This is a genomic window from Erythrobacter sp. KY5 (assembly GCF_003264115.1).
Lineage (GTDB): Bacteria > Pseudomonadota > Alphaproteobacteria > Sphingomonadales > Sphingomonadaceae > Erythrobacter.
Genome location: NZ_CP021912.1, coordinates 2,049,566 through 2,073,583, shown reverse-complemented (window position 1 = coordinate 2,073,583; position 24,018 = coordinate 2,049,566). Strand labels below are relative to the sequence as shown.

The 24,018-nt window shown below is 59.0% G+C and carries 28 protein-coding genes and 1 tRNA gene; 25 read left to right on the top strand and 4 right to left on the bottom strand.

Annotated features, from left to right (window positions below; translation table 11 throughout):
* The first annotated feature begins 35 nt into the window (after positions 1-35).
* The 11 genes from CD351_RS09820 to CD351_RS09770 all read left to right on the top strand — a co-directional run bounded on the left by CD351_RS09820 (position 36) and on the right by CD351_RS09770 (position 6,456).
* Complete coding sequence (locus CD351_RS09820) at positions 36-398, top strand: UrcA family protein (protein ID WP_111992483.1); 363 nt, start codon at positions 36-38, stop codon at positions 396-398.
* Between the two features lie 101 nt (positions 399-499).
* Positions 500-904, top strand: a complete 405-nt coding sequence (locus CD351_RS09815; protein WP_111992482.1) for a hypothetical protein — start codon at positions 500-502, stop codon at positions 902-904.
* 80 nt (positions 905-984) lie between these two features.
* A complete protein-coding gene (locus tag CD351_RS09810) occupies positions 985-1,362 on the top strand; it encodes a hypothetical protein (protein WP_111992481.1) in 378 nt (125 codons plus the stop codon).
* Positions 1,362-1,736, top strand: coding sequence for a hypothetical protein (locus CD351_RS09805; RefSeq protein ID WP_111992480.1), 375 nt, complete (start codon positions 1,362-1,364; stop codon positions 1,734-1,736). Before CD351_RS09810 ends, CD351_RS09805 begins: the two co-directional genes overlap by 1 nt.
* On the top strand, positions 1,736-2,197 hold the full coding sequence (locus CD351_RS09800; RefSeq protein WP_111992479.1) for a hypothetical protein: 462 nt from the start codon (positions 1,736-1,738) through the stop codon (positions 2,195-2,197). The genes CD351_RS09805 and CD351_RS09800 overlap by 1 nt, the downstream gene beginning before the upstream one ends.
* Complete coding sequence (locus CD351_RS09795; protein ID WP_007164159.1) at positions 2,194-2,388, top strand: helix-turn-helix transcriptional regulator; 195 nt, start codon at positions 2,194-2,196, stop codon at positions 2,386-2,388. The genes CD351_RS09800 and CD351_RS09795 overlap by 4 nt, the downstream gene beginning before the upstream one ends.
* Positions 2,375-2,998, top strand: a complete 624-nt coding sequence (locus tag CD351_RS15720) for a hypothetical protein (protein ID WP_162627687.1) — start codon at positions 2,375-2,377, stop codon at positions 2,996-2,998. The genes CD351_RS09795 and CD351_RS15720 overlap by 14 nt, the downstream gene beginning before the upstream one ends.
* A 57-nt stretch (positions 2,999-3,055) precedes the next feature.
* Positions 3,056-3,709, top strand: coding sequence for a hypothetical protein (locus tag CD351_RS09785; RefSeq protein ID WP_111992478.1), 654 nt, complete (start codon positions 3,056-3,058; stop codon positions 3,707-3,709).
* A gap of 120 nt (positions 3,710-3,829) precedes the next feature.
* The gene (locus CD351_RS09780; protein WP_111992477.1) at positions 3,830-4,759 is read left to right on the top strand and encodes a TraB/GumN family protein; all 930 of its coding nucleotides are present in this window, start codon (positions 3,830-3,832) and stop codon (positions 4,757-4,759) included.
* Positions 4,759-5,649 (top strand): TraB/GumN family protein, encoded by an 891-nt coding sequence (locus CD351_RS09775; RefSeq protein ID WP_111992476.1) that lies wholly within the window; start codon positions 4,759-4,761, stop codon positions 5,647-5,649. The genes CD351_RS09780 and CD351_RS09775 overlap by 1 nt, the downstream gene beginning before the upstream one ends.
* A gap of 120 nt (positions 5,650-5,769) precedes the next feature.
* Positions 5,770-6,456: a 50S ribosomal protein L25/general stress protein Ctc gene (locus CD351_RS09770; RefSeq protein WP_111992475.1), complete on the top strand. Its 687-nt coding sequence runs from the start codon at positions 5,770-5,772 to the stop codon at positions 6,454-6,456.
* 83 nt (positions 6,457-6,539) lie between these two features.
* Here CD351_RS09770 and CD351_RS09765 read toward each other — a convergent pair whose 3' ends face one another.
* Entirely contained in the window at positions 6,540-6,956 is a 417-nt protein-coding gene (locus tag CD351_RS09765; protein ID WP_162627686.1) for a hypothetical protein, read from the bottom strand.
* A 91-nt stretch (positions 6,957-7,047) separates the two neighbouring features.
* On the opposite strand from CD351_RS09765, the gene pth reads away from it, so the two are divergent.
* The 5 genes from pth to ychF all read left to right on the top strand — a co-directional run bounded on the left by pth (position 7,048) and on the right by ychF (position 10,880).
* Positions 7,048-7,617: an aminoacyl-tRNA hydrolase gene (gene pth / locus CD351_RS09760; RefSeq protein ID WP_111992473.1), complete on the top strand. Its 570-nt coding sequence runs from the start codon at positions 7,048-7,050 to the stop codon at positions 7,615-7,617.
* 19 nt (positions 7,618-7,636) lie between these two features.
* Positions 7,637-8,215: a hypothetical protein gene (locus tag CD351_RS09755; protein WP_111992472.1), complete on the top strand. Its 579-nt coding sequence runs from the start codon at positions 7,637-7,639 to the stop codon at positions 8,213-8,215.
* A 61-nt stretch (positions 8,216-8,276) separates the two neighbouring features.
* Complete coding sequence (locus CD351_RS09750) at positions 8,277-9,272, top strand: SDR family oxidoreductase (protein WP_111992471.1); 996 nt, start codon at positions 8,277-8,279, stop codon at positions 9,270-9,272.
* Between the two features lie 136 nt (positions 9,273-9,408).
* Positions 9,409-9,633, top strand: a complete 225-nt coding sequence (locus tag CD351_RS09745) for a PEP-CTERM sorting domain-containing protein (protein WP_111992470.1) — start codon at positions 9,409-9,411, stop codon at positions 9,631-9,633.
* Positions 9,634-9,779: 146 nt separating this feature from the next.
* Positions 9,780-10,880: a redox-regulated ATPase YchF gene (gene ychF, locus CD351_RS09740; RefSeq protein ID WP_111992469.1), complete on the top strand. Its 1,101-nt coding sequence runs from the start codon at positions 9,780-9,782 to the stop codon at positions 10,878-10,880.
* Here ychF and CD351_RS09735 read toward each other — a convergent pair whose 3' ends face one another.
* Positions 10,881-12,533, bottom strand: coding sequence for a hypothetical protein (locus CD351_RS09735; RefSeq protein ID WP_162627685.1), 1,653 nt, complete (start codon positions 12,531-12,533; stop codon positions 10,881-10,883).
* A gap of 513 nt (positions 12,534-13,046) precedes the next feature.
* Between CD351_RS09735 and CD351_RS09730 the strand changes: the two genes are divergently transcribed.
* A complete protein-coding gene (locus CD351_RS09730; protein ID WP_111992467.1) occupies positions 13,047-13,721 on the top strand; it encodes a PilZ domain-containing protein in 675 nt (224 codons plus the stop codon).
* 119 nt (positions 13,722-13,840) lie between these two features.
* Positions 13,841-14,644 carry a DUF1206 domain-containing protein gene (locus CD351_RS09725; protein WP_111992466.1) on the top strand — a complete coding sequence of 268 codons (804 nt, stop codon included), beginning with the start codon at positions 13,841-13,843 and terminating at the stop codon, positions 14,642-14,644.
* A gap of 44 nt (positions 14,645-14,688) precedes the next feature.
* Here the strand turns inward: CD351_RS09725 and mutL are convergent, their stop codons facing one another.
* Complete coding sequence (gene mutL / locus CD351_RS09720; protein ID WP_111992465.1) at positions 14,689-16,521, bottom strand: DNA mismatch repair endonuclease MutL; 1,833 nt, start codon at positions 16,519-16,521, stop codon at positions 14,689-14,691.
* 212 nt (positions 16,522-16,733) lie between these two features.
* Here mutL and CD351_RS09715 point away from each other — a divergent pair, with 212 nt between their 5' ends.
* From CD351_RS09715 to rodA, 5 genes are read left to right on the top strand one after another with little or no spacing between them, the layout of a single operon-like run.
* Positions 16,734-17,777, top strand: a complete 1,044-nt coding sequence (locus CD351_RS09715) for a rod shape-determining protein (RefSeq protein ID WP_111992464.1) — start codon at positions 16,734-16,736, stop codon at positions 17,775-17,777.
* 58 nt (positions 17,778-17,835) lie between these two features.
* On the top strand, positions 17,836-18,741 hold the full coding sequence (gene mreC / locus CD351_RS09710) for a rod shape-determining protein MreC (RefSeq protein ID WP_111992463.1): 906 nt from the start codon (positions 17,836-17,838) through the stop codon (positions 18,739-18,741).
* Positions 18,738-19,298, top strand: coding sequence for a rod shape-determining protein MreD (locus CD351_RS09705; protein ID WP_111992462.1), 561 nt, complete (start codon positions 18,738-18,740; stop codon positions 19,296-19,298). Before mreC ends, CD351_RS09705 begins: the two co-directional genes overlap by 4 nt.
* Positions 19,298-21,397, top strand: a complete 2,100-nt coding sequence (gene mrdA, locus CD351_RS09700) for a penicillin-binding protein 2 (protein WP_111992461.1) — start codon at positions 19,298-19,300, stop codon at positions 21,395-21,397. The genes CD351_RS09705 and mrdA overlap by 1 nt, the downstream gene beginning before the upstream one ends.
* Positions 21,394-22,524, top strand: coding sequence for a rod shape-determining protein RodA (gene rodA / locus CD351_RS09695; RefSeq protein WP_111992460.1), 1,131 nt, complete (start codon positions 21,394-21,396; stop codon positions 22,522-22,524). The genes mrdA and rodA overlap by 4 nt, the downstream gene beginning before the upstream one ends.
* 6 nt (positions 22,525-22,530) lie before the next feature.
* Here the strand turns inward: rodA and CD351_RS09690 are convergent, their stop codons facing one another.
* Complete coding sequence (locus CD351_RS09690) at positions 22,531-23,241, bottom strand: LuxR family transcriptional regulator (protein ID WP_111992459.1); 711 nt, start codon at positions 23,239-23,241, stop codon at positions 22,531-22,533.
* Positions 23,242-23,470: 229 nt separating this feature from the next.
* Between CD351_RS09690 and CD351_RS09685 the strand changes: the two genes are divergently transcribed.
* Positions 23,471-23,803: a hypothetical protein gene (locus CD351_RS09685; RefSeq protein WP_162627684.1), complete on the top strand. Its 333-nt coding sequence runs from the start codon at positions 23,471-23,473 to the stop codon at positions 23,801-23,803.
* A gap of 116 nt (positions 23,804-23,919) precedes the next feature.
* A tRNA-Lys gene (locus tag CD351_RS09680) sits at positions 23,920-23,995 on the top strand.
* Positions 23,996-24,018: the final 23 nt, after the last annotated feature.

The following is a 24,018-nucleotide window of genomic DNA, read 5'->3' as shown; positions in this document are numbered from 1 at the left end:
ACCGTTCAACATTTCCTCCCCAGGAGAACTTCAAAATGCGCAATTCCATCATCTTCGCCGCCGCTGCCGCAGCTCTCGCCATCCCCGCCGCTGCATCGGCAACTCCCATCAATCAGGTCGAGTTCGAAGAGGTCATCGATCACAAGGATCTCGACCTCACGACCCGCGACGGTGTTACCCGCCTCGACGACCGCGTGCGCACCAAGATCAATCAGATGTGCCGCAATGGCGGCCGCGACAGCGCCTCGATCCGGCTCGAACGCGAATGCCGCACCAGCGCGCTCGCCGCAGCACAGCCTGAAGTGCGCGTCGCCGTCGCTCAGGCAAATGCAGAGCGCGCGCGCTTTGCTGCCAACACCTCCAACCCGGCATCGGACGCGGCAACTCCAGGCGCATGATGCTGGCCAGGTCGCTCTCGCGCAATCCGGGTCAAACCCCGAAACCGGATGAGCGGGAGCGGCCACCCACCTTCTTTCAATCCATCCCGAGGCCGACTGAAATGTACTGGCGCAAGCAAATGTCGCATGAAGACAAGGCCAACGTGCTCAATTGGGCCGCCATGACCGGCGTTATCATGACAGTGCTTGGCTGGGCTCTCATCGGGCTTTCGGAGGATGGGGAGACGCCCATCGTGACGACGAGTTTCATCATCGTCTCCTTGAGCATCATCCTGTCAGACAAGCAGTACGACGAGTTCCAGCGCGGCCTCGCTTATGCCGGGGCGGTTGGCGGAATGCTCGCAGTCACCCTTTGGACGGCCTTCATTCCGATCATCGCCGACATGGCCGATCGCTTCGAGTTCAGCATGTGGGAAGCCACATCCGACAAGCGGTTCACCTTCTACATCGCGGCGAGCGGTTTCTACATCGGATATCTGTTCAATCGTAAGCGAGGCAAAGCCTGATCCATCCGAATTCACTCGCCGCGGTCTTCCTTACGGTCAAAGGCGGCAGGCCAAGTGCTTATCGAGAGAGTAACAACGCGATGACCAAGTCCCCACTCCACACCACCGAAAACGATCGCAGTGCCGCTTTCAATACGCTTTGGATCGGTCTTCTTGACACTATTCTCGTCATCGCAACGGTGTTTGTTCCCGCTCTGGAAGCACTTCAGAGCATCGCCGTCGCAATTATGTCGGGTACGCTGATAGGTCTTGTCTTTATCAGCTTCCACGACGAGTTCGTCCAGCGGCTGATAGGACGCTCGGCCACCATTGCATGCGCAGTGGTAGGGGTTCTTGCCCTCCTCGAGATAGAGCTAATCCGCAGCTATCTGGAGGTCTCCCCAGTGCTCGGCTTCGCTCTCATCTCGCTCGCCTTCCACCTGCCTTTGGCAACTATGCGTCTGCGGGGAGGGATTTGATGAGACTGATGCCCGGAAAAATGAATGAAACCGACCGCAGTGTCGCATTGAACATTACCTGGATCGGCTTTCTCGGCGCGCTGGTACTCCTGTGTGGAAAAATCTTCGGTTTCTACGAGAGTGTCGAGACGATTGCTGGCGGCGTAACGGCCGGATCGATGATCGGACTGCTCTTCTTCCAACGTCAGGACGAATACGCGCAGCGATTGCTTGCAGTAGCCGGACTATGGACCTGTGCGGCGGTCGGACTGCTTTTATTCGTACACGTCGTCGATTGGGAGTTCTTTACCCGTGACGGCGAGCTTGGTGTCATCGTTGTCGCCGCGACATTTCATGCAGTTTTCGCGGTCCTGCGGATTCAGGAGCGCGACTAATGCCCTACAATCCTAAAGCAATCGACGAACATCAGCGCAGCTACCAGTACAAGGTAATCTGGTTCGGAACCGCCTGCTCAATCGTCAATTTCGCGAATGCGTTTATCGGTAGCGACTCTTTCGTGTTCGCATGGGCACTTGGTGGCGCTGTTGGCGGGCTTATCGCCGGTCTTTGGGCGCACCGGGTCGACGACTATTTTCAGGCGATGGTCACGATTGGCTACCGCTGGGCGCTCGCAAGCCTCGCCGTCTATCTTTTTGCAGCCTTCATGCTCGACATACTCGATGTGTCCTATTCGGCTGGCTTCGCGCTGAGCAACCCCGAGGGTGAGCCTACCCGCGATACTTTCTCGCTGTTCTTTACCGATGCCCGCACGCTCGCATCCTTCACCGCGCTGGCTTTCCACGCAGGCTACGCCTTTGCCTGGGTGTCCGACGCAATCGAGGCGCGCCGCGCATGAAGAACCGCCTCAAAGTCCTGCGCGCTGAGCGCGATTGGTCACAGGCCGAACTTGCCGGGCGTCTCGACGTGTCCCGCCAGGCGGTGAACGCGATCGAGACTGGCAAGCACGACCCTTCCCTGCCCCTGGCATTCCGCATCGCTCGTCTGTTCGAGATGGGCATCGAGGAGATTTTCGATGACGAAGCCTGATGAGATCGAAGACACCGGAGTGGCGCGCCCGTTTTTGGGTCAGGTCCTGTTTTATCTTGGCATTTGCCTTGCGACGGGTGCTGCGGGCGCTGGTTACCTTAATTTCATGGAACGCGGCGTCGACCTCCGCGGTGCCGGGATCGTCGCGACAATCATGGTCCTTGGCGTCGCTGCCATGCTCGTCTCGCTCCGGATCGGAAATTTCGACAAGCCATCGCTTTCGACCAAGACCGGCAGGTCACAACTTATCCTGCTCGTCTGCGTCCTGGCCGGGGCGCTGACCGGCTTCGTTTTGGTGACCAACGGCTTGCTGGACCGCGTGATGGCTGGCGACTTCACTCTCACCCGGAGCGAGGCATGGATCCTGCTGATCGTCGTTCTGGGCATTGGGGTTCCGCTCGGCGCGCTGCGAGAGCGGCAGATCGACGATTTTGAACGCCAGTCCACCCGCGACGCCGCGTACTGGGCTTTCAGCGTCTACCTCTACGTTTACATTTGCTGGGCCATAGCAGCAGCGGGCTCGCTCCTTCCTCCCGTGCACGACGGCGCGCTGTTTCTGGCCGTCATGTTTGCCTTCCTTGTCATCTGGGCCGCAAAGCGGGCGGGATAGGCCCTTCCCTTGCGCCTTTTTGACCTCGTGTCGCAAAATCAAATGTGAGATCAAAAAATGTCAAAATCCGATCAGTTAAAGGACGAAGCGGAGTTCTCGCACTCGCGCTACTGGCTGCATCTGATTGGCTGGTCAGTCCTTTTGACCGTCGTCTTGATCGGCGGAATTCTGGCCGGCGTAGGGTTGAAAAACCTTCTCAACGGGGGCGACACAAGCGACATTCTGTTCGTCGTCATTGGCACTCCAATTGTCGCGGTTTCGGGCTATTTCTGTTGGCGCTGGGCTCCCGATTTCACGATGGGCGAGCCCCACACTGCTCGGGGCAACCGGATCCGCTGGTTGCTGGTCGCTATCGTCGGAGTGGGAATAGCAACCGCCTTCCCGATCATTCTGTCCGACAGCGAGCAGCGGGCGACGGACATCCTTTTCAGCAACGGCCCAATCCCTTTCTGGCCCGCAATCACCGCAATTACAATCTGGGCGATCGCCACGCCGTTCCTGATCCTTTTCGGACGCCGCAACTCTGACGAGCATGGCCGTGCTGCTGGTGACTTCGGAATGATGGTCGGTTTTCAGGTCTTCAGCTACACCGCGCCGATCTGGTGGATGGGCTGGCGCGCCGGCGTCTTCCCGCAACCCGACGTGATGATACTTTTCATTGTCACGATGATTGTCTCAAACATCGCAATCCTCTGGAAGCGCTCAGCATGACACACAGGCTGAAATTCGCGGCGCAGGTTTCCCTCTGCACCTCCACCATCGGATTGGCCCGACATTCAACACTTCTTCACCGTACCAAGACCATCACGCCCCACTGAAAGGATCGCATACATGAAAATTGCACAACTCCTCCCCACAGCCGTAGCAAGCCTCGCCCTCTTCGCCGCATCACCGGCGCTGGCTGATGCTCACATGGAAGCGCCCACCGCATCGGCCGAAGCCGTACTGCCCGCTGGACCCGAAGGCCCCGCCCTTTGGAGAGTCAGCGACGAAGACACGACGATCTACCTGTTCGGAACCGTCCACATCCTGCCCAAGGAGCTTCAGTGGTACGACGCTGAAATCGACGCAGCGCTTTCCTCGTCCGACCTTGTCGTCACCGAGCTGATAGAGTCGCCCGAGAGCGAGGCGAAGTCGCAGCAGCTTGCCATGCAGATGGGTATGCTCGAACCGGGAACGACCCTGCGCTCGCTTCTGAATGAAGAGCAGACGGCGCAATATGAAGCCGCGCTCGCCGGTCTTGGTGTTCCCGAGGCCGCCTTCGACCCGTTCAAGCCCTGGATGGCCAGCGTGACGCTGACCTTCCTGCCGCTGATGGCGAACGGTTACGACCCCGCTTCCGGCGTCGACAAGGTGATCATTGCAAAGGCGGGCGACACCTCGAAGGATGCGCTCGAAACGGTCGAGTACCAGCTCGGCATCTTCGACACGCTGCCGCAGGACGAACAGCTCAAACTGCTGATGTCCACCGTGGAAGGCATTGATGAGGTCAAGACCATGATCGATTCAATGGTCGCATCGTGGATCAAAGGCGACGCGGAAGGCCTTGCCGAGACCATGAATGAGAGCATGAGCGAGAGCCCCAAGCTTGCCGAGTTGCTTCTGTACAAGCGCAACGCCAATTGGGCGGAATGGATCGACGCGCGTATGGAAGTGCCTGGAACGGTCTTTATCGCGGTTGGCGCAGGCCACCTTGCTGGCGAAATGAGTGTGCAGGACTACCTGACCAAATACGACCTGACGGCAGAGCGCATCCAGTAATGCTATCGCGCTCGTTTGCCGCCTTCGCGCTCGGTTTTGCGTTGTCTCTGACAGCGTGCGCCGAGAGCGAGGAGGCGGCCAAATACCCCAGCGCCGATCCGCTGGTTTACGAGATCGCAAACGCTGACGGGGAGGTCGAGGGATGGATGCTTGGCACCATCCACGCCCTCCCCGATGGCGTTGAATGGCGCACGCAGACGATCGACCGCCTCGTGGCAAATGCAGACTACTTGTGGGTGGAAGTCGCAGAACTCGACAATCAAGCCGAAATCGCCCTCACATTCGGAGAGCTTGCCGGCACAAGGGGGCTAGGCCCCTTGAGTGACAGGGTTGCAGAGGATGTCCGCGAACCGCTCGGCACGATGATCGCCCGCTCCGACTTTCCGGCTGGCGATTTTGCTGACACGGAAAGCTGGGCTGCGGCGATCATGCTTTCGCGGGTCGATGCGCAAGGGAACCCAAGGAACGGGGTGGACCGCGCCCTGATCCGTGACTTTGCGCAGCGTGAAGTGCGAGGGTTCGAAACCACGAAAGGCCAGCTTGGCGTGTTCGATCGCCTACCGGAAAAGGACCAGCGTGACCTCCTCGAGGGTACAGTGCGCGAATGGGTGGCAAGCCGCGAAGAGCCCGGTAAACTGATGCGCGCGTGGATCTCAGGCGATATCGCGGTCCTTGAAGAAGCAACGACGACCGGGATCATGGCAGACCCCGAGTTGCGCGAAGCCATTCTGGTGGGCCGGAACGAGGATTGGATCGAACCTCTCGAACAAAGCCTCAAAGAACTCGACAGGCCGTTGGTCGCGGTGGGCACGGCGCACCTCATCGGCCCTGATGGTCTTGCAGCCATGCTGGAGGCGCGCGGTTACACGGTGACGCGCCTGTCCAATTAGGCATTTAGGCTTGTGTTTTGGCCAGCAACCTGTAAGTGCGCGCCCTTCGGCGTTCTGGTCATCCCTGGAGGCGGCGCGCCGATAAACACTTAATCAAACACGTATTCGAAAGGCACTGCTATGAGCGACGCTCTCACATTGCCCGCCGAAGCGCGCGAACGGGCAGGCAAGGGAGCCTCCCGTGCACTTCGCCGCGAAGGTCGGGTCCCCGCTGTTATATACGGCGGCAAGGAAGAACCAACGACGATCCACGTCGAGGAAAAAGAACTGGTCAAGCAGCTGATGACCGGGCACTTCATGAACTCCATCGTGAAGATCGAAGTCGGCGGTCAAACCATCCGCACGCTTCCCAAGGATGTCGCTCTGCATCCCGTCACCGATCGCCCGACGCATGCGGATTTCTTCCGCCTTGCGCGCGATGCTAAGGTCGAGGTTCAGATCCCTGTCGTCTTCGTCGGTGAAGAAAAGTCGCCTGGCCTCAAGAAGGGCGGCGTTCTTAACGTTGTCCGTCACGAGCTCGACCTTGTCTGCGAAGCCGACAAGATCCCTGGCGAGATCGAAATCTCGGTCGAAGGCAAGGAAGTCGGCGACTCGATCCACATCAGCGAAGTCGACCTGCCAGAAGGCAGCGTGAGCGCGATCACCGATCGCGACTTCACCATCGCAACCCTCGTCGCACCGTCCGCTCTCAAGAAGAGCGAAGATCAGGGTGGCGATAGCGACGACGTCGAAGCCGATGCAGTCCCCGCCACCGAGCAGGGCGAAGATGCAGACGCTGCACAGGAACAGGAAGACAAGAGCGCATAAGCTCTTCTCTGACGTACCCAATCACCAAGGCGCCGGGCTGGGAAACCAGTCCGGCGTTTTGCTTTGGGCTCTCGCGCCTGATTTTAGTTGGCTGAACCCAGAAGGTGCGTGTCGCATTCTTCGACACCCGCCTTCACACCATTCAGATCGTAGATCGCCCGCGCCTCGCTCCAGTATGTGCGAGCCTCCTCAGCACGTCCCATCCCTTCCATGGCGAGCGCGATCAGCCGGGCGGTGTTGGCGAAATTGAGGCTTTTGCCGGTTTCGGTCTGTTCGTAAACCGACATGGCTTCTTCAGCAGCGTCGAGCGCAAGCCGCATCTGGCGGCTCTCGATCGAATGCTGTGCGCCGTGCCTCAAGCAGAAAGCCAGTTCGCCCAGAAGCTCGACACTGCGCGCCTTGTCTGCAGCTTCGTAGTAGCCACGTGCAGCCGCGCGGTGATCTCCCGCTTCACTGGCCGTGCGCGCTCTGGCCAACATGGGTCGAAGACGTTCAGGCATGTCGTGGCGATGATTAGCACACAAATTTCGTTTGCCTAGAGGGGCACCCTCCCCTCGCCAAGCCGACATCGGGGCGCTAGATGCGCTCACCATGCAGATCTGGACAGGCCTTGGTAATCCCGGACCGAAATACGCGCTTCACCGACACAATGTCGGCTTCATGGTGCTCGACGTCATCGCCGATATGTATGACTTCGGCCCCATTCAGAAGAGATTTTCGGGCTGGGTGCAGGAAGGGCGTATCGGAACGCACAAGGTGCTGCTGCTGAAGCCTGCGACCTACATGAACGAAAGTGGCCGCAGCGTGAGCGAGGCCATTCGTTTCTACAAGCTCGATCTGGACGCGCTCACCGTGTTTCATGACGAACTCGACCTCGCCCCTTTCAAAGTGAAGGTGAAGCAGGGCGGCGGGACGGCAGGGCACAATGGCCTTCGCTCAATCGACAAACATCTCGGGCCCGATTTCCGGCGTGTGCGCATCGGGATAGGACACCCAGGTCACAAGGACCGCGTGAGCGGGTACGTGCTTGGCAATTATGCAAAGTCCGAACAGGACGATCTTGCCTCCATGCTCGGCGCGATCAGTGCGGAGGCTGAATGGTTGGCAAAGGGCGATGATCCGCGCTTCATGAGCGATATTGCGCTGAGAATGCAGGAATAAAAGGGGCAAGAGAACTCAGATGGAAGGTTTTGATTACGTCGTCCTGTTCCTTGCGATTCCGGTCGGCCTGGCACTTGCCGACATGGCGCAGGGGCTTTCGGTCGCCATGCGCCGCAGGGGCGAATTCACCATTGGCTGGCTGACGCCGCTGCTGGTGCTGTTCATCCTCGTCTTGACCTCGATCCTGCTCGAAAGCTTTTTCGAAGCGCGCGATTTGATCGGAGCGGACGCGCCTGTCCTCTTTGTCGGACTGGTCTACACTTTCGCCTTCTACGTCGCAGCGTCGTTTGTCTTTCCTGAAAGTTTCGAGCCGGGCATCTCGCTCGACGAATGGTTCATGGAGAAGCGGCGCTATTCGCTCGGCGTCACGTCGGTTCTGGTGCTGGTGACATTCTTCCTGTTCCTCGCGGGGAGAAGCGATACGGTGTCATCGCAGCCGGTCGTCTTCGCCATTGTCCTCACCGCTTTCCTGATCATTTTTTTCCTGCCGATCTTTTTCGCGCTGCGAGCAAAGACGACGCGCGGTGCAACGATCGCAATGATCGCGCTGAACGGACTTTACATCGCTGCGGCGGCATCCATCGTGATCTCGCGATAGGCCTTGCACCTCGACGCCGCGCCAGCCTATCCCCTCGTGAGCAACGCTTCGGAGAAAACCCATGACCACGATCAATCGCCGCACCCTTCTTGCCGGTGCCGCCGCGACAGGCGCTCTCACCGCCACTGCCTCGTTCGCGCTTGATGACGTGGTCGAAAGCAGCGCGGACATGAGCGGCAAGAGCATCCTCATCACCGGTTGTTCAAGCGGCTTTGGCAGGCTCGCCGCGGAGGATTATGCCCGCAAGGGAGCCAAGGTTTTCGCCACAATGCGCAATCTCCCGCGCGCTGAGTCCACCGAATTGACCGCACTTGCCGAGGCGGAGGGCCTCGACCTTCACGTTATCGAGATTGACGTCACTTCCGACGAACAAGTGGCAGCAGGCGTGGCCAGGGCAATGGAAATCGCAGGAGGACCGATCGACGTCCTGATCAACAATGCCGGGATCTCCTATGGTGGCCCGGTCGAAGTTCAGGACATGAAGGCAACGCACCACATGTTCGACACGAATGTGTACGGTCCGCACCGAATGGCGCGCGCAGTGCTGCCCGCGATGCGTGAAGGCAAGAGCGGCCTCATCATCAATGTCACGTCGCAACTGGGCCGTGTGATCGCGCCTGCAATCGGGCAGTATTCACCAACCAAATTCGCTCTCGAAGCCATGAGCGAGCAACTCGCCTATGAGCTGGTCCCCCATGGGATCGAGGTGACGATCATCGAGCCGGGCGGCTATCCGACCAAGATCTGGGAAAATTCGAACATGAACACGATGGAGCTGCTCGCGCGTGCAGGTGAGGAACACACCGGTGGTTATGCAGCGCTTCTGGCATCGCTCGCACAGCGTCCCGGCGGCGGTGGCAACACCGACCCGATGGATGTCCCGAACGCCATGGCCGAAATCATCGGGATGCCCGCCGGTACTCGTCCAATTCGCCGGGCGGTGCACCCGGGCCTCAAACCGCAACTCGCCATCAATGTAGCGTCGGCGCAGGCTCAGCTGGGATGGCTCGGCGAATCCGGGTATGGCCCCTGGATCAAGGCCGTGCACAACGCCTGAAACGGCATGGTGCCGCTCGATTAAGGTGCCTCGCGAAAACGCGCCATATTGATACATCGTCTCCGGACGCCGAGACAGCCTTCGTCCATTTCGGTAACGCGGCTCCAGATCAGTTCGACAAAGGAGTTTCGGGACAATGCGGCAGTTCAATTTCATTCACGCTTTGATCGTATTTGTAGCGCTGGCGCTTTCTGCGGCACCGGCACATGCTCTCAAATGGCCTCCCAAGGACCACCCAGCGAGCAGCTCAGGCGGATCGTCGGGCGGTGGTACGCCGGTTCCTGAACCTTCGAGCATGATCCTTTTCGGCGCTGGGGCAGCTGCGTTCATGCTGACCAAGCGACGCAAAAAGGCTGACTAAGACGCACTCAACACTCCTTGTGAGTCTTCGAGAGGCGCATTCCTTTGGTCGGGGATGCGCCCCTACCCGTTTTGTGCTCTGGTCAACTGCGCGCGGCGGCGCTAAGGCGCGGGCCTTCCAACGTCGCTTTTCACGAAAGAGTACCCATGGGTTTCCGCTGCGGGATCGTGGGCCTGCCCAATGTCGGCAAGTCCACCCTATTCAATGCACTCACCGAAACGCAGGCCGCGCAGGCTGCGAACTATCCTTTCTGCACGATCGAGCCGAATGTCGGCCAGGTCGCCGTTCCAGACGAGCGGCTCGACAAGATCGCTGAGATCGCCAAGAGCGCAAAGGTCGTCGCGACGCAGCTTGCTTTTGTCGACATTGCCGGTCTCGTGAAAGGCGCAAGTCAGGGCGAAGGTCTGGGAAATCAGTTCCTCGGCAATATTCGCGAGGTCGATGCCATCGTTCACGTGCTTCGTTGCTTCGAAGACGACGACATCCAGCACGTCTCGAACAAGGTCGACCCGATTGCCGATGCCGAGGTGGTCGAAACCGAGCTGATGCTGGCGGACCTTGAGAGCCTTGAAAAGCGCGTATCGAACGCTGAAAAGCGCGCAACGGCTGGTGACAAGGAAGCGAAGATCATGGCCAGCGTGCTTGGACAAGCGCTTGAGCTGTTGAAGGACGGCAAGCCAGCGCGCCTGGTCGAACCCAAAGACGTTGAAGAGGAGCGTGTCCTCAAGCAGGCGCAGCTGCTGACCGCGAAACCGGTCCTTTACGTCTGCAACGTCGCAGAGGACGAAGCGGCAACCGGCAATGCATTATCCGAAGCTGTCTTCGCAAAGGCTGAGGCCGAAGGTGCACAGGCGGTTGTCGTGTCTGCGGCGATTGAGGCTGAACTTGTCGGCATGCCGCAGGAAGACCGCGCCGAATATCTCGAAACGCTTGGTCTTGAGGAAAGCGGCCTGGCCCGCGTGATCCGCGCTGGTTACACCCTTCTTGGTTTGAAGACCTTCTTCACCGCCGGGCCGAAAGAGGCGCGCGCATGGACTTTCCCGGAAGGCGCCAAGGCTCCCCAAGCCGCGGGCGAGATTCACACCGACTTTGAAAGAGGCTTCATCCGGGCCGAGACAATCGCATACGAAGATTACATCGCGCTAGGCGGAGAAGCGGGTGCGAAGGAAGCTGGCAAGATGCGTCAGGAAGGCAAGGATTACGACGTCAAGGACGGCGACATCATGCTGTTCAAGTTCAACGTCTGATCAGGCGGCGGTCGAACGCTCGATCAAGTTGCTCATAATCCGATCGACGCCGGCGTCTGACCACAGAAACAGCCCGATCGCCTCACGAAGCTTTCCTTCGTTGGATCGGGCGAAGTCCGGATCCTTGACTGCGCTGCTCAAGAGCTGGACCGTCTCGTGCTCTACCCCGCCCTGGGTTGACACCTGCGGCCGGTTTGCGAGTTTAAGCGTGCTCTGCTCATCGCCGCTGCTCAACGCGGCTAGCATCAGGTAGATGTGAAGCAGAGGATCGGGTGCAGGATTGCGCGCGACCATGCTTTGAAGCTGCTTTTCGGTCAGATAATCGTCGTCCCGCGTAATCTTGCAGGAATTGGCCTCAGCTTCGAGCGCTGCAATCATCGCGGGATATGTCGCCGCCCCTTCGAAAGCGCGTTCGATATGTCCGGCCGCCGCCGAGCAATTGTCGGCAGCCAACTGAACCTTGGCAGCGGTGAAGTTCGCAAAAGCGTTGAACGGATCGAGCTCAAGCGCTCGCGATACGTCCGCCCATCCCTGTCCGGATCGGAGGATCGGCTCCTTGGCCATTCTTCGCTGCTGAAAATGGGAGTGCGCACGCCTTGCATAGGTGAAGGAGGAAAACCGATCCTGAGGGAAGCGTTCAAGACATTGGTCAACCAGCCCGCTCAGGTTCCCGGAATTACCCCGCAGCACCTCGATCTTGATGAAGCACTCATACCCGCTTTGAGGTTCGTCCCCTATGCCCGAGGCGACATGCTGCGCGATGGCGCCGGTCGGCGACGTTGCATAGACCAGCGCCGCCGAAAGATCGCTGTTAAACCCGTCACTATCCTCCGCCAGAAGGGGGATGCGATCTGTGAAAAGCAGCTCGTCATCGCGAGCGTAGAGGAAGAGCGCGGCCTCTCCCGATGTCTCGTCTCGGGCATCGAAATGGAGCTCAAGACGGTATTCGGCTGGCTCGCTCGCGCCGTCAAAATGTCGGCGCGACACCATCGAATAGGACAGCTGAATGTCGGCATCGGCTCTCGCTTCCTCCGCAATTGCCCGAAGCCCGTCGGGCAGCGTGTCGAGTTCTGACTGGTCAATGGCAAGCAAGACGCTTGGCACGCCCGAGTCAGGCTCCGTCGCCGGAGCGAGGTTCTGCCATGTCTGATAGGCCATCATGAGGAATGCCGCCGCCGCAAGGCCGAATGCAGCAAAGATAAGTCCCTTGTAGCTGCGTCTTTGAGGTTGAGTGATGACCAGCGGTTTTGTGTCCGGTCGGGCGAGGACTTCGATCGCGTCGGGAATTGCAACCGGCAGACCCTCTTCATGATCAACCACCAAGGCAGGCTCGGCCGTTTCCTTGTGTGCTTCGTCCAGGATCGGAACTTTCGGCGTTTCGGTCAGCTTGAGGAGGTAATTTCCAAGCTCAAGCGTAATGCGTCGCCCATCGAGCGGCGCATTGCGCGAATAATAGGCGTCGAGATTTGATCGAAGGCGCGAAATCTGAACACGGGGATAGCTGTCCTGGGCAAGGTCAAAATCTTCGTCTTTGCCAAGCCCATCAACAGCGACCTCATACTGGGTCGGCCCCGCCCCACCCTTCGCTGTTGCATCGACGAGAAACTGAAGCAAACGACTTTGAACCGGCGAGCGCTGGAAAAGAGGATCCAACAGGACCCTTGCGGCTTCCAGACGTAAGTGTTCAGCGAAGTCAATTCGAGTGATCTGCGATTCACTCATGGTATGACACCCCAAAGAATAAAAGTTAACGACGCGTTAGTATTCTTAAAATTGCGATTATCTTACCGTGTAACGCTCTACGGTCCGCAGGGTTCCCTGTCCTTGTAACGTTACAATAACGGTAAGAAACTCGTTCATGACGCGAAGTCAAGGCAACATTCGTAGGCATGAAGCGATCATGCACTATTGCCTTGCTTGTGACGTCACTGGCGCTGTTTTCGAACACTGCGAGTGCTCAACAAGCTGACGAACCGAAGTTTTCCCGAGCTTCGACGGCAACCCAGGTGGTCGCTTCGGCGAGGGTCCTTTCAGGCGCCAGGATCGTGTGGTCCGACCTGGCGTCTGAAAGGATCGCTACGAATTCAACGAGCCGCTCAGTGGCTCGGTCACGCTCCCGGGTCGAGAGTGTCAGTCAATCGGATGGTGAACAGAGGGAAGTAAGGTATGTCGATTTTCATTGAGCGCGCGACGGACACTCGACCGGACGCTAGCGCTCTTGCTCCCACCGATAGCCACACCGATGCTGCAGCGGCGACTTCGATTAACGCGGCCAATCCCGAACGCCGAGCCAATCGACGCTTTCTCGCAGCGTTTCGTCCGGCATGCCTGATCATCAACAACCGCATCCATCTCGGCATGATCCGCAACATGTCCGACATGGGAGTTATGGTCCAGTGCGACCAGCCCCTCAAAAAAGGCGATCGCGTTGCGTATTTCTGGGACGAAGCGAAGATTGTCCGGGCGCGTGTTGCCTGGAGCGATGGCAATCGCCACGGCCTAGACAATGACGATCAGGCGCGCGTGTTTGATCCTTCATTCTCCTACCGCTCCGTGCGTATCCCGTGTTCCATGCATGCGAAGGTCTGGGCTGCAGGCAACTGCCATGTGGTTCGGGTTATCAATCTGTCGATGGGAGGCATGCGGATCGAAGGGCTGGAGCTACGGCCCGGTACTCTGCTCACGATTGAAGTCGGAGGCCTTGAGATTTACAACGCATCGACGAAGTGGGCAGACGGTCGTGTCGCCGGGATACATTTCTCGAAGCGGCTCACGCAATGCGAACTGGCCCGGCTGATGCTCGACCACCCCGATCACTTCGATGAGCCGGTAGCCGCATAGAAACCATAAGGAATTCGTCGCCGTACCTTCTGAGCCGATGACAAATCAGCGCACGCTTAGAGGAACTTTTCCGCGTGCCTGCGGGTTAGACCATAGAACGCTAACCGTGGGAATTCGAAATGGTCGACAAATCCGAAAAGTTTAACTGGTTGGTCCGGGCAGGTTACCTGTCGCGGGCCATCCTGTATTCCATGCTGGGCCTCGTCGCCCTCACCAGTGCTGGCGCAATCAGCGAGGGAACAGATGGCATTTTCAAGGCTATCGAAGGCTTTCCGGCAGGCACTGCAATCTTGTGGCTGATGGTGATTGGACTGTTCGGATATTCGCTTTTTCGTTTCGCCTCGCCGGTTTTCGATATTGAAAATAACGGGTCGGATGCAAAGGGTTGGGCAAAGCGTATCGGGCACGCCGGATCGGGCATCGGCCATGCGGTTCTTGCCTATTCGGCCTATCAGTTTGCTGCCACATCAGGTGGCGGCTCTGGCGGCGGTGCGCAGCAGGCTGCGTCGGGTGTCCTTGGTACGACGTTTGGTGGAACGGTCCTCGGAATCCTTGGCGTGATCTTCTTCATCGTTGCGGCTGTGCAGTTCAAGAAAGGCATCAGCGGCGATTTCATGCAGCGGATTTCGGGATCAGCCCCGGACTTCACGCGCACGCTTGGCGGGATCGGCTTTTGCGCCCGCGGTGTCGTTTACGCAGTGGTTGGCTGGTCGCTTGTGCAGGCCGGTTTCATGTCGGGTGGGGCAAAAGAAGTTCGCACGCTTGGCGATGCTCTTGCAGACCTTGCCGGACAGGGAGCAATCTTTACGATCACGGCCGCTGGATTGCTGATCTTTGGTATCTTCAGCCTGATCCTCGCACGCTACCGGATCATTCCGGAGCTTGACCGCGACCAGGGCGTGCCAGAGTTCCGCACGACCTAAAGTCACAACAATCAAACATGCTTTCGGGCGGTGCTGGCAATATGTCAGTGCCGTCCGAAAAGTTTCTCGACGTCATCCATCGACAATTTTACCCATGTCGGCCTGCCGTGATTGCATTGGCCCGAGCGCGGGGTTGCCTCCATTTCTCGCAGCAAGGCATTCATTTCGGCAACGCTCAGCACCCGCCCTGCTCTGACTGACCCATGGCACGCCATCGTGGCGAGCACATATTCAAGCCGCTCGGCAAGCAGCAATGAGCCGCTATCTTCCTGCTTGCCATGCTTGGCTATGTCATCCGCCAGATCGCGCAGCAACTTCCCGGTATCGGCCTTCGCAATGGCCGAGGGAACACTCCGCACCAACATCGCGGACGGGCCGAAACGTTCGACTGTCAGACCAAAGCGGGCCAACCCCTCGGCAGCATCTTCAAGCCGGTCGCAATCGGCCTCATCCATCTCGACCACGTCCGGGACCAACAACGCTTGCGAGCGCTGTGTTGCCTCCCCGGCGCCTGCGCGCTTGAGGCGTTCGAGCACCAGACGCTCGTGCGCTGCATGCTGATCGACAAGGATCAGGCCATCCTTGCTTTCCGCAACGATGTAAGTGTTCGCGACCTGCCCCCGCGCAATGCCCAAGGGATACTCGGCAACCTCCTCTGTCACCGGGGCAGCTTCTTCGGCCCGCCCTTGTGGCAGAGCAGAATATGCAGGAGGCGCATAATCGACGCGCGGCTCAGCCACTCGCCCTTGCGGAGCCGACCAGTCACGGTTTTCGAAGATGGAGCGCATGGCAGGCGCGGGTTCGGATATCGGTTCGGCCTGCCAACGCTCCATCGCTGCGCGGTCGGGCCCTTGTGCACTGCGACGGTCGCCGGTCGCGAGCGCCTGCCTCAAGCCCGACACGATGAAGCCGCGAACACCAGTAGCATCGCGGAAGCGGACTTCGGTTTTGGCGGGATGGACGTTTACATCGACGTCTTCGGGCGGGACATCGAGGAACAGCGCCAGCACGGCATGTCGATCGCGAGCCAGCATGTCCGAATAGGCCCCGCGCACAGCGCCCGTAAGAAGCTTATCCTTCACCGGCCTGCCATTCACGAACAGATATTGGTGATCGGCCACGCCGCGATTGTACGTTGGTAGACCTGCCAGTCCTGTGAGGCGCATCGCACCATGCGGCCCGTCACGCTCAAGCTCGATCTCAACCGCGTTGTCCTTGAGTTCGCGCGCGACAATCTGTGCGACGCGGTTCGCAAGCCCTTCATCGGTTTGGGTCGAAAGCGCTTTGCGGATCTTACCCTCTGCGCCGTTCTCCAGCGTGAAAGCGATGTCGGGCCTCGACATGGCCAGACGTCGCACGATGTCCAGACAGGCGATATACTCGCTGCGCGGTGTGCGCAGGAACTTGCGGCGCGCGGGCACCTTCGCGAAGATTTGCTCCACCCTCACCCTTGTACCGACTGGCAAGGAAGCGGGGGCATCTTCGACTGTTTCGCCATGATCGACGACACGGCGCCAACCGTCTGGTGTGCCTTGTGGCCTGCTTTCCAGGGTGAGCCGCGCAACGCTGGCAATGGAAGGCAGCGCCTCTCCGCGAAAGCCGAGCGTTGAAACCATCTCGATCGCTTCATCCGGAAGCTTCGACGTTGCATGCCGCTCAAGCGCCAGGGCCATATCATCCGGCGTCATTCCGCAGCCATCGTCTGTGACTTCGAGCCGGGTAAGACCGCCATCGGTCAACACCACGCTGATTCGCCGTGCGCCTGCATCAATTGCGTTTTCGACAAGCTCCTTGAGCGCCGCAGCAGGCCGTTCAACCACTTCACCCGCGGCAATTCGGTTCACAAGAGCAGTGGGGAGGCGTCGTATATGGGGCATTTGTCGCAAGCTAGCTGTCACACGCCGCAAATTCGAGGGCTGCGGGGGAAAATGCGGGGGTCAGTCAACAAAAATTTTAGCAATTTTGACAAGCTTTCGCTAGGCGCAACGGGTCTCGTCAATTTTGGGATGGATTGCGGACGTTCTGCCCCTTCGTGGGACCCCTTCAGCGGAATGTTCGTTACCCTATTCCAGGCAACGGAAAAACATAAATGAGCTTTTGGAACAACCTGTTCAAATTCGGTTCGCAAAACATGGCCATCGATCTCGGTACGGCCAACACGCTGGTTTACGTGCAAGATCAGGGCATCATCCTCAATGAGCCGTCTGTCGTCGCGATTGAGACAATCAACGGCATCAAGCGCGTGAAGGCTGTCGGCGACGATGCCAAGATGATGATGGGTAAGACGCCCGACACGATCGAGGCCATCCGTCCGCTGCGCGACGGTGTGATCGCTGATATCGAAATTGCGGAAGAGATGATCAAGCACTTCATCCGCAAGGTCCATGGCAAGCGCAACCTGTTCCGCTATCCTGAAATCGTGATCTGCGTGCCCTCGGGCTCGACTTCGGTTGAAAAGCGCGCGATCCGCGATGCGGCTTCGAATGCAGGTGCTTCTGAAGTTTACCTTATCCTTGAACCCATGGCAGCGGCCATCGGGGCCGACATGCCCGTTACAGAACCGGTCGGTTCGATGGTGGTCGATATTGGCGGCGGCACAACTGAAGTTGCGGTCCTCTCGTTGCGCGGCCTTGCCTACACGACGTCAGTGCGGACCGGCGGCGACAAGATGGACGAGGCTATCGTTTCCTATGTCCGCCGACATCACAATCTGCTGATCGGCGATGCGACGGCTGAGCGGATCAAGAAGGATTATGGCATCGCCATGGTTCCGGAAGACGGTGTGGGCGAAACCATTACTCTTAAAGGTCGCGACCTCGTGAACGGCGTGCCGAAGGAAATTACGATCAATCAGGCGCATGTCGCCGAGGCCCTTTCGGAGCCAATCGGCGCTATTGTCGAAGGGGTTCGCATCGCGCTTGAGAATACCGCTCCTGAATTGGCCGCCGACATCGTGGACCAGGGCATCGTGCTGACCGGCGGCGGTGCGCTCATCCGTCGCCTTGACGAGCATCTTCGCGAGGAAACCGGGCTTCCGGTCTCGATTGCCGAAGACCCGCTGACCTGCGTGGCCATCGGCACCGGTCGGGCGATGGAAGACCCGATCTATCGCGGCGTCTTGATGACCGCATAAATTCGCTCCTCGCAGGTAAGCAGCGGGAGACACGAACAAAGGGACTTGGGGCAAGGTCATGGCGCCGCCATCATCGCGTCGATCGAGCTTTTCGAAAAAGCAGCAATATTCGGTGTTTACCGGGTACTTGCTGGCTGGGCTTGGCGCACTTGCCGGGCTTGGCATGCTGGCGCTCTCACTGTGGCAGCCTTCGACGTTTCAGCCCCTTCGCGGCGTCGCAACCGATGTTGCAGCGCCTGTGGGCGAAGCGAGTGCAACCGTTCGTTCCGGCGGAAACTCTACCTGGGATACGATCACAGGTTATTGGCGCGCTGGGAGCCAGAACGCTCAGCTGCGCGAAGAGGTCGAAGTTGCTCGCATCCAACTGGCAGAAGCTCAGGCAGTCGAAGCCGAGAACAGGCGGCTGAAAGCGCTTCTCGGCCTGGCCACGCAGGAAGGCGACGCAATCGCGACAACTCGCCTAGTGGGTTCAAGCTCATCGAGCGCTCGCCGGTTTGCCTATATCGGTGTAGGCCAGAGCGACGGTGTCCAGATCGGCATGCCCGTTCATTCCGAACGCGGCGTGATCGGACGAGTGCTTGAAACCTCGCGGGGATCGTCGCGGGTTCTGCTGCTGACCGATACCGAAAGCGTCCTTCCGGTTCGCCGCGCCGCCGACCAGACTGTTGCCTTTGCAGAAGGGCGCGGCGACGGGCTTTTGCGCATCCGACTTATCAATCTGGGCCTCAACCCGCTTGAAGTGGGGGACGTCTTCGTCACCAGCGGTGCCGGCGGTTATTACCGACCCGGGGTCGCCGTCGCGGTCTTGAGCGAGCTGACGCCGGACGGCGGCATCGCGCAGCTTATCGCGGAACCTTCGGCGACAAATTTCGTCGTCGTGGAACCGATATACGAACCCGCAGCAGTCGAGGCGGCCGGCGTTCGCGCCACCGATGAACTGAGCGACGAGGAGCTTGCGAATTGATCGACCGGCTCGATCCGCCAGTTCAAAGACGCGCATATGGCAGCGGCGGCATAAACCGTGTCACCTCACCCTGGCGCGCAAACTCGGTTCACTACATCTCGATCATGATCGGATCGCTGCTGCCGCTTTATGCCTTGGCAGATGTGATGCCGGCCCTGCCCCCTCTGGGTTTCCTGATCTTCCTGGGATGGCGTGTCATGCGTCCCGGTCTGATGCCGCTGTGGGTCGGCGTACCACTGGGCGCGTTTGACGATCTGTTCAGCGGTCAGCCCTTTGGCAGTGCAATCCTGCTATGGTCGCTGACCATGATCGTGCTCGAGCTTATCGAAACACGCTTCCCCTGGCGCGGCTTTTGGCAGGACTGGTTCACCGCCGGTCTAGCGATTGTCCTGTATATCATCGCGGCCATGGTGGTTTCCGGTGCAACAATTCAACAGCATGTCATTTTCGCGATTTTTCCCCAGATCGCGCTCAGCGTGCTTATCTACCCGCTGATCGCGCGCGTTATAGCGTGGCTCGATCGCTTCCGGCTGTCCCGTTCGCGCAGGATCGGTTGATGGGCATTTTCAAGCGGCGCAAAACCGGTTTCAAGACCACGGCGGTGGTCAATGCGACGACTCTGCGCAACACTTTCGACCGGCGCTCTATCGTGATTGGAGGGATCCAGGGGGGGATAGGCGTGCTTCTCGCCGTGCGCATGGGTTATCTCGCAATTGCCGAGAACGAGAAGTACCGGCTGGAGTCGGAGAGCAACCGCGTCAACCTGACATTGATCCCGCCGCGCAGGGGCTGGATCCTTGATCGCAACGGCGCCCCCCTTGCCTCCAATCGTGCAGATTTTCGTGTCGATGTTATCCCGGAACGCCTGACCGACGCAGAAGCGACCATCGACCAGATAGGCGGTCTGCTCGATCTTGAAGCCGACCGCATTGCCGACTTGAAGACAGAAGTGGCCGCTGCACGCGGATTTGCGCCCGTAGAAGTGGCAAGCGGCCTCAATTACGAGCAATTCGCCGCGCTCAGCGTGCGCTTGCCTGACATGCAGGGCGTCATTCCTCAGCGTGGCTTCTCGCGTTTCTACCCCACCGCATCTTCGGTGGGTCACCTGATCGGCTATGTCGGCCCGGCGTCATCCGAAGAATATGACGAGGCACCGGACCCCCTGCTCCTCACCCCCGGTTACAAGATCGGCAAGGACGGGCTCGAAAAGCAGTTCGAGCAGGATTTGCGCGGAGTGCCCGGTGCACGGCGTGTCGAAGTCACCGCCGGTGGCCGTATCGTGCGAGACCTTGAAACCCGCGACGACATACAAGGTGATCCGGTTCGCCTGACAATCGACGGCCCGCTTCAGGATTATGCGGCGCGCAGGATCGGGCTCGAAAGCGGATCGGTCGTCGTGATGGACTGCGAAAGCGGCGATCTTTTGTGCATGGCGTCCATGCCCAGTTTCGACCCGAACTCCTTCTCCGACGGTATCGGAAGCGTGGAATACGCCATGCTGCGCGAGGATCCGCGCGTCCCTCTGCGGAACAAGGTACTGAAGGGCCTCTACCCGCCCGGATCAACGGTAAAGCCGATGCACTGCATGGCCTTCCTGAAGGCCGGGATCAGTCCCGATGAGGCGATTACCTGCGGCGGTGGGCGCCGGATCGGCAACCGCTTCTTCAACTGCTGGTCGAACCATGGCCGCGTCGACATGGCCAAGGCGATCTATCAATCGTGCGACAGCTACTTCTATCATTTCGCGCAACAGATCGGCTTCGACGCCGTGGCGGAGATGGCCCGCACATGCGGAATGGGTGAGGAATTCCCGCTGCCTGTGATGAGCCAGTTTTACGGGACCGTCCCCACACCAGACTGGAAATTCAACAAATTCGGCCGCGAATGGCAGCCCTTTGACACGGTCAACGCCTCGATCGGGCAAGGCTATTATCTCGCAAGTCCACTCCAACTTGCTGTCACCTCGGCGCGGCTTGCAACAGGGCGTCACGTCATGCCCCGGCTGACGCTCGACACGCCGCCTAAAGGCTTCGACCAGGTCGATTTTCCCGCAGATCATGTGAGCTATGTGCGTCAGGCGATGAGCGATGTTGTCAACGGCCCAGGCACTGCGGGACGCGGACGTTTGCCGTTCGACGATATTCAGATGGCAGGCAAGACCGGAACGGCGCAGGTCGTCAGCCTCAGCGTGTCGGACGGACGCAGCGGCCCGTGGAAGTATCGTGACCACGGCCTCTTCACGTTTTTTGCGCCGACCGACAAACCCAAATATGCGGGTGCTGTCGTCATCGAACATGGCGGAGGTTCAGGGGCCGCCTATCCAATCGCGCGCGATGTGATGACCTTTCTATTCGATCCCGCCAAAGGCCTTGAAGCTCTGCGCACGCTCGAGGAACAATGGGGCGGCACCGCGCAGGAGCGCCTCGACCGCCGCTACGCCGCTTATGCCGCCGAGCGCGGAGCGACGGTTGAACCAACACCGCGCCGTGACGAGGACATCTTTGACCGCGTGGAAGCCGAAGCCCGGCTTGAAGCGGAGCAAACTCAGGAAGAAATCGGCGATGCTTTTGTCGCACCGCGCGCGAACCAGGCCGCCACTGGCAATGCGCCGGTCGATACGCTCACACCGGTAACGGAACGTGGAGCGGAAGAATGAGCGCACGTGGCGGGATCATACCCTATCCGATAGCGCGTCAGCCGTGGGGAATGCTAATCCCGCTGTTTCTGCTCGTCGCGTTTGGAGCTGCCGTACTTTATTCGGCAGCCGGCGGATCAATGGATCCCTACGCTTCCTCGCATCTGGTGCGTTTTGGCGTGTTTCTCTTGATGGCAGCAGTCATCGCATCGCTTCCCAGAGAGTTCGTCCGCTTTATAACTTATCCCGCATATGCCATTGTTCTTGCGTTGCTTTTGCTGGTTGAGATTATCGGACAGGTGAACGGTGGCAGCCAGCGATGGCTCAACCTTGGTTTCATGGTTCTCCAACCTTCCGAGATCATGAAACCTGTGATCGTTGTGACGCTTGCCCTGTTCTATTCGTCCCTTCCCGTGGGTCTTATCACCGGTTGGCGCGCTCTGCTGATCCCTGCGACATTGATCGGATTGCCGGTCTCCTTCGTGCTTCTTCAGCCGGACCTTGGGACCTCGCTTGCGATATTGTTTGGCGGCGCTGTGGTGATGCTGCTCGCTGGCTTGCCTCTCAAGTGGTTCGTTGGCGGTGGACTGGCGGCGGCGGCCGCCGCCCCCATCGTCTTTTTCTTTGGGCTTCAGGAATACCAGCAGCGACGCATCCTCACGATGTTCGATCCCGAAGCCGATCCACAGGGCGACGGCTATCATATCATCCAGTCGCAGATTGCGATCGGCTCAGGCGGCATCTTCGGTAAGGGCTTCAACAACGGCTCACAGAGCCATCTGCAATACCTTCCCGAACCGCACACGGACTTTGTCTTCGCTACCATGGCAGAAGAATGGGGCCTTATCGGCGGGCTTTTCGTGATTGGCGTCTTTGCCATCATCATGCGCTGGGGACTAAGCGTCGCACGCGCATCAAGGGACCGGTTTGCGAGCCTTCTTGCAGGTGGGATGACTGCAACGATCTTCTTTTATGTCGCGGTCAATCTTCTGATGGTGATGGGCTTTGCCCCGGTGGTCGGCATTCCATTGCCATTCATGAGCCACGGCGGATCGTCGATGCTGACCAACATGATCTGCATCGGAGCCTTGATGATGGTCAACAGGTGGAACCGCAACGCCCCGCGCGGTGGCCTTAGCAGCCAGTAAATCCAGTCAAACCTTCACCAGGCCCATCCTCAGAGCCTTCACAACCGCCCCTACCCGGTCGGAAACTTCGAGCTTAGCGTAAATGCGTTTCGAATAGGTCTTAGCCGTATCGGGCGAGATATCGAGGATCGTGGCGATCGCACTGTTCGACTTGCCGCGTGCGGCCCATGTCAGCACCTCCACTTCTCGATCCGAGAGATTGGGCGCGTTAGACTTGTGTTCGGCCAGGATGACCACGCGTTGATGGGCCACCTGAGAAATGCTTCTCACCAGTCCGATCGCTTCAGGCGCCACATCGTCAACATGTTTCAGGAAATCAAAGCTCGCGTAAGCGTCCTTTGCGTTGCGTCCGTAAAGCGGAAGCCCGAAACCGTGGATCAGGCCGTATTCCTTCATCCTCGCAAAATAGGCGGCCTGTTCTTCCGAGTTGGGCTGCCAGTCCATCGCGTCCTGCCACGTCATCAACGAACCGAACTCCATCACACGCTCGGGAATGGGATCGGTCAGCCGAAATTCTTCTTCAGCATAAAGGGCCAACCATTCGGCACTAAACCCATGCGCGTACACCGCAGCCGTCAGAGAGTTCTGTTGATTGAAAGCCGGTGTTACGTGGTAGCTCATCCGAGCGGCACCGACCTTGATCGCCTGGTCGCGAACGTAAGTGAGCACGTCGCTGACCTCTACCAAGGTTTCGATGTGGTCGAAGTGGCGCTGCATTGAGACGACGTATCACACGTCACCCAACTAGGCGACTTTCCGTAGACGTAAAGAACCTCGATAAAGCAGCAAGCTCTGAGGAGCTGGGCGTTCGGGTCGCACCCGCCGATTCGTCGGTCAATTAGTGAGCGCTCAAGTCCTGGCGGCAGGGGTGTCGATCCCCCCATACACTCGGCACCAACTGTCGTCAGGCATCTGTTTCTTAGCAATTCGACCATCGAGGCGTACTATGTCACCTCCGAGAGTACCCGTATTGCTGTCACGTCTTGCGAACCGGTTCGCCTCGCGAACCTGTGTGCGCGACGAAGCCGCAGACAAGATGGCTATCATGTTGTCTGCTATCCACTTTCGCGAAATGCAGGGGCAGACAACGACCCTGCGCCAATTGCACCAGATTTCTGAAATGCCTCAGCCGGAAGCGCTCAGCCTGGTCGACAAGCTGCAAAAGTCCGGCGTCGTGGAGATCGAGACAAATCTCGGCGATGCATTTGAATCGCGGGTAACGTTGAATGGCGACACCCGCAAGCGCTTGAACCGGGCATCGACACGCGAGGCCGCATAGAGTTTCGCGATTAGCCCTTTTCATCCGCGAAAGGCGCGCTATATGCAGCGCCTCTCGTGATTCGGGACGCAGTCAATGACGCCCCCAGACACGGCTCCGATACGACGATCGGATGTGGACGCATAGCTCAGTTGGTAGAGCAGCTGACTCTTAATCAGCGGGTCCTAGGTTCGAACCCTAGTGCGTCCACCACCCACCTTCCTCAACCGGTTGCG

What these genes read in the sequence shown, in the direction of transcription:
- CD351_RS09755 (WP_111992472.1), top strand. Translation starts at nt 7,637, where the DNA reads ATGGAAGGTTTTGATTACGTCGTCCTGTTCCTTGCGATTCCGGTCGGC.
- CD351_RS09770 (WP_111992475.1), top strand. Translation starts at nt 5,770, where the DNA reads ATGAGCGACGCTCTCACATTGCCCGCCGAAGCGCGCGAACGGGCAGGC.
- CD351_RS09765 (WP_162627686.1), bottom strand. Translation starts at nt 6,956, where the DNA reads ATGCCTGAACGTCTTCGACCCATGTTGGCCAGAGCGCGCACGGCCAGT.
- CD351_RS09745 (WP_111992470.1), top strand. Translation starts at nt 9,409, where the DNA reads ATGCGGCAGTTCAATTTCATTCACGCTTTGATCGTATTTGTAGCGCTG.
- CD351_RS09730 (WP_111992467.1), top strand. Translation starts at nt 13,047, where the DNA reads ATGTCGATTTTCATTGAGCGCGCGACGGACACTCGACCGGACGCTAGC.
- mutL (WP_111992465.1), bottom strand. Translation starts at nt 16,521, where the DNA reads ATGCCCCATATACGACGCCTCCCCACTGCTCTTGTGAACCGAATTGCC.
- CD351_RS09750 (WP_111992471.1), top strand. Translation starts at nt 8,277, where the DNA reads ATGACCACGATCAATCGCCGCACCCTTCTTGCCGGTGCCGCCGCGACA.
- CD351_RS09815 (WP_111992482.1), top strand. Translation starts at nt 500, where the DNA reads ATGTACTGGCGCAAGCAAATGTCGCATGAAGACAAGGCCAACGTGCTC.
- rodA (WP_111992460.1), top strand. Translation starts at nt 21,394, where the DNA reads ATGAGCGCACGTGGCGGGATCATACCCTATCCGATAGCGCGTCAGCCG.
- ychF (WP_111992469.1), top strand. Translation starts at nt 9,780, where the DNA reads ATGGGTTTCCGCTGCGGGATCGTGGGCCTGCCCAATGTCGGCAAGTCC.
- CD351_RS09780 (WP_111992477.1), top strand. Translation starts at nt 3,830, where the DNA reads ATGAAAATTGCACAACTCCTCCCCACAGCCGTAGCAAGCCTCGCCCTC.
- CD351_RS09820 (WP_111992483.1), top strand. Translation starts at nt 36, where the DNA reads ATGCGCAATTCCATCATCTTCGCCGCCGCTGCCGCAGCTCTCGCCATC.
- CD351_RS09795 (WP_007164159.1), top strand. Translation starts at nt 2,194, where the DNA reads ATGAAGAACCGCCTCAAAGTCCTGCGCGCTGAGCGCGATTGGTCACAG.
- CD351_RS09800 (WP_111992479.1), top strand. Translation starts at nt 1,736, where the DNA reads ATGCCCTACAATCCTAAAGCAATCGACGAACATCAGCGCAGCTACCAG.
- CD351_RS09715 (WP_111992464.1), top strand. Translation starts at nt 16,734, where the DNA reads ATGAGCTTTTGGAACAACCTGTTCAAATTCGGTTCGCAAAACATGGCC.
- CD351_RS09805 (WP_111992480.1), top strand. Translation starts at nt 1,362, where the DNA reads ATGAGACTGATGCCCGGAAAAATGAATGAAACCGACCGCAGTGTCGCA.
- CD351_RS09725 (WP_111992466.1), top strand. Translation starts at nt 13,841, where the DNA reads ATGGTCGACAAATCCGAAAAGTTTAACTGGTTGGTCCGGGCAGGTTAC.
- mrdA (WP_111992461.1), top strand. Translation starts at nt 19,298, where the DNA reads ATGGGCATTTTCAAGCGGCGCAAAACCGGTTTCAAGACCACGGCGGTG.
- mreC (WP_111992463.1), top strand. Translation starts at nt 17,836, where the DNA reads ATGGCGCCGCCATCATCGCGTCGATCGAGCTTTTCGAAAAAGCAGCAA.
- CD351_RS09810 (WP_111992481.1), top strand. Translation starts at nt 985, where the DNA reads ATGACCAAGTCCCCACTCCACACCACCGAAAACGATCGCAGTGCCGCT.
- CD351_RS09775 (WP_111992476.1), top strand. Translation starts at nt 4,759, where the DNA reads ATGCTATCGCGCTCGTTTGCCGCCTTCGCGCTCGGTTTTGCGTTGTCT.
- CD351_RS09690 (WP_111992459.1), bottom strand. Translation starts at nt 23,241, where the DNA reads ATGCAGCGCCACTTCGACCACATCGAAACCTTGGTAGAGGTCAGCGAC.
- CD351_RS15720 (WP_162627687.1), top strand. Translation starts at nt 2,375, where the DNA reads ATGACGAAGCCTGATGAGATCGAAGACACCGGAGTGGCGCGCCCGTTT.
- CD351_RS09685 (WP_162627684.1), top strand. Translation starts at nt 23,471, where the DNA reads ATGTCACCTCCGAGAGTACCCGTATTGCTGTCACGTCTTGCGAACCGG.
- CD351_RS09785 (WP_111992478.1), top strand. Translation starts at nt 3,056, where the DNA reads ATGTCAAAATCCGATCAGTTAAAGGACGAAGCGGAGTTCTCGCACTCG.
- pth (WP_111992473.1), top strand. Translation starts at nt 7,048, where the DNA reads ATGCAGATCTGGACAGGCCTTGGTAATCCCGGACCGAAATACGCGCTT.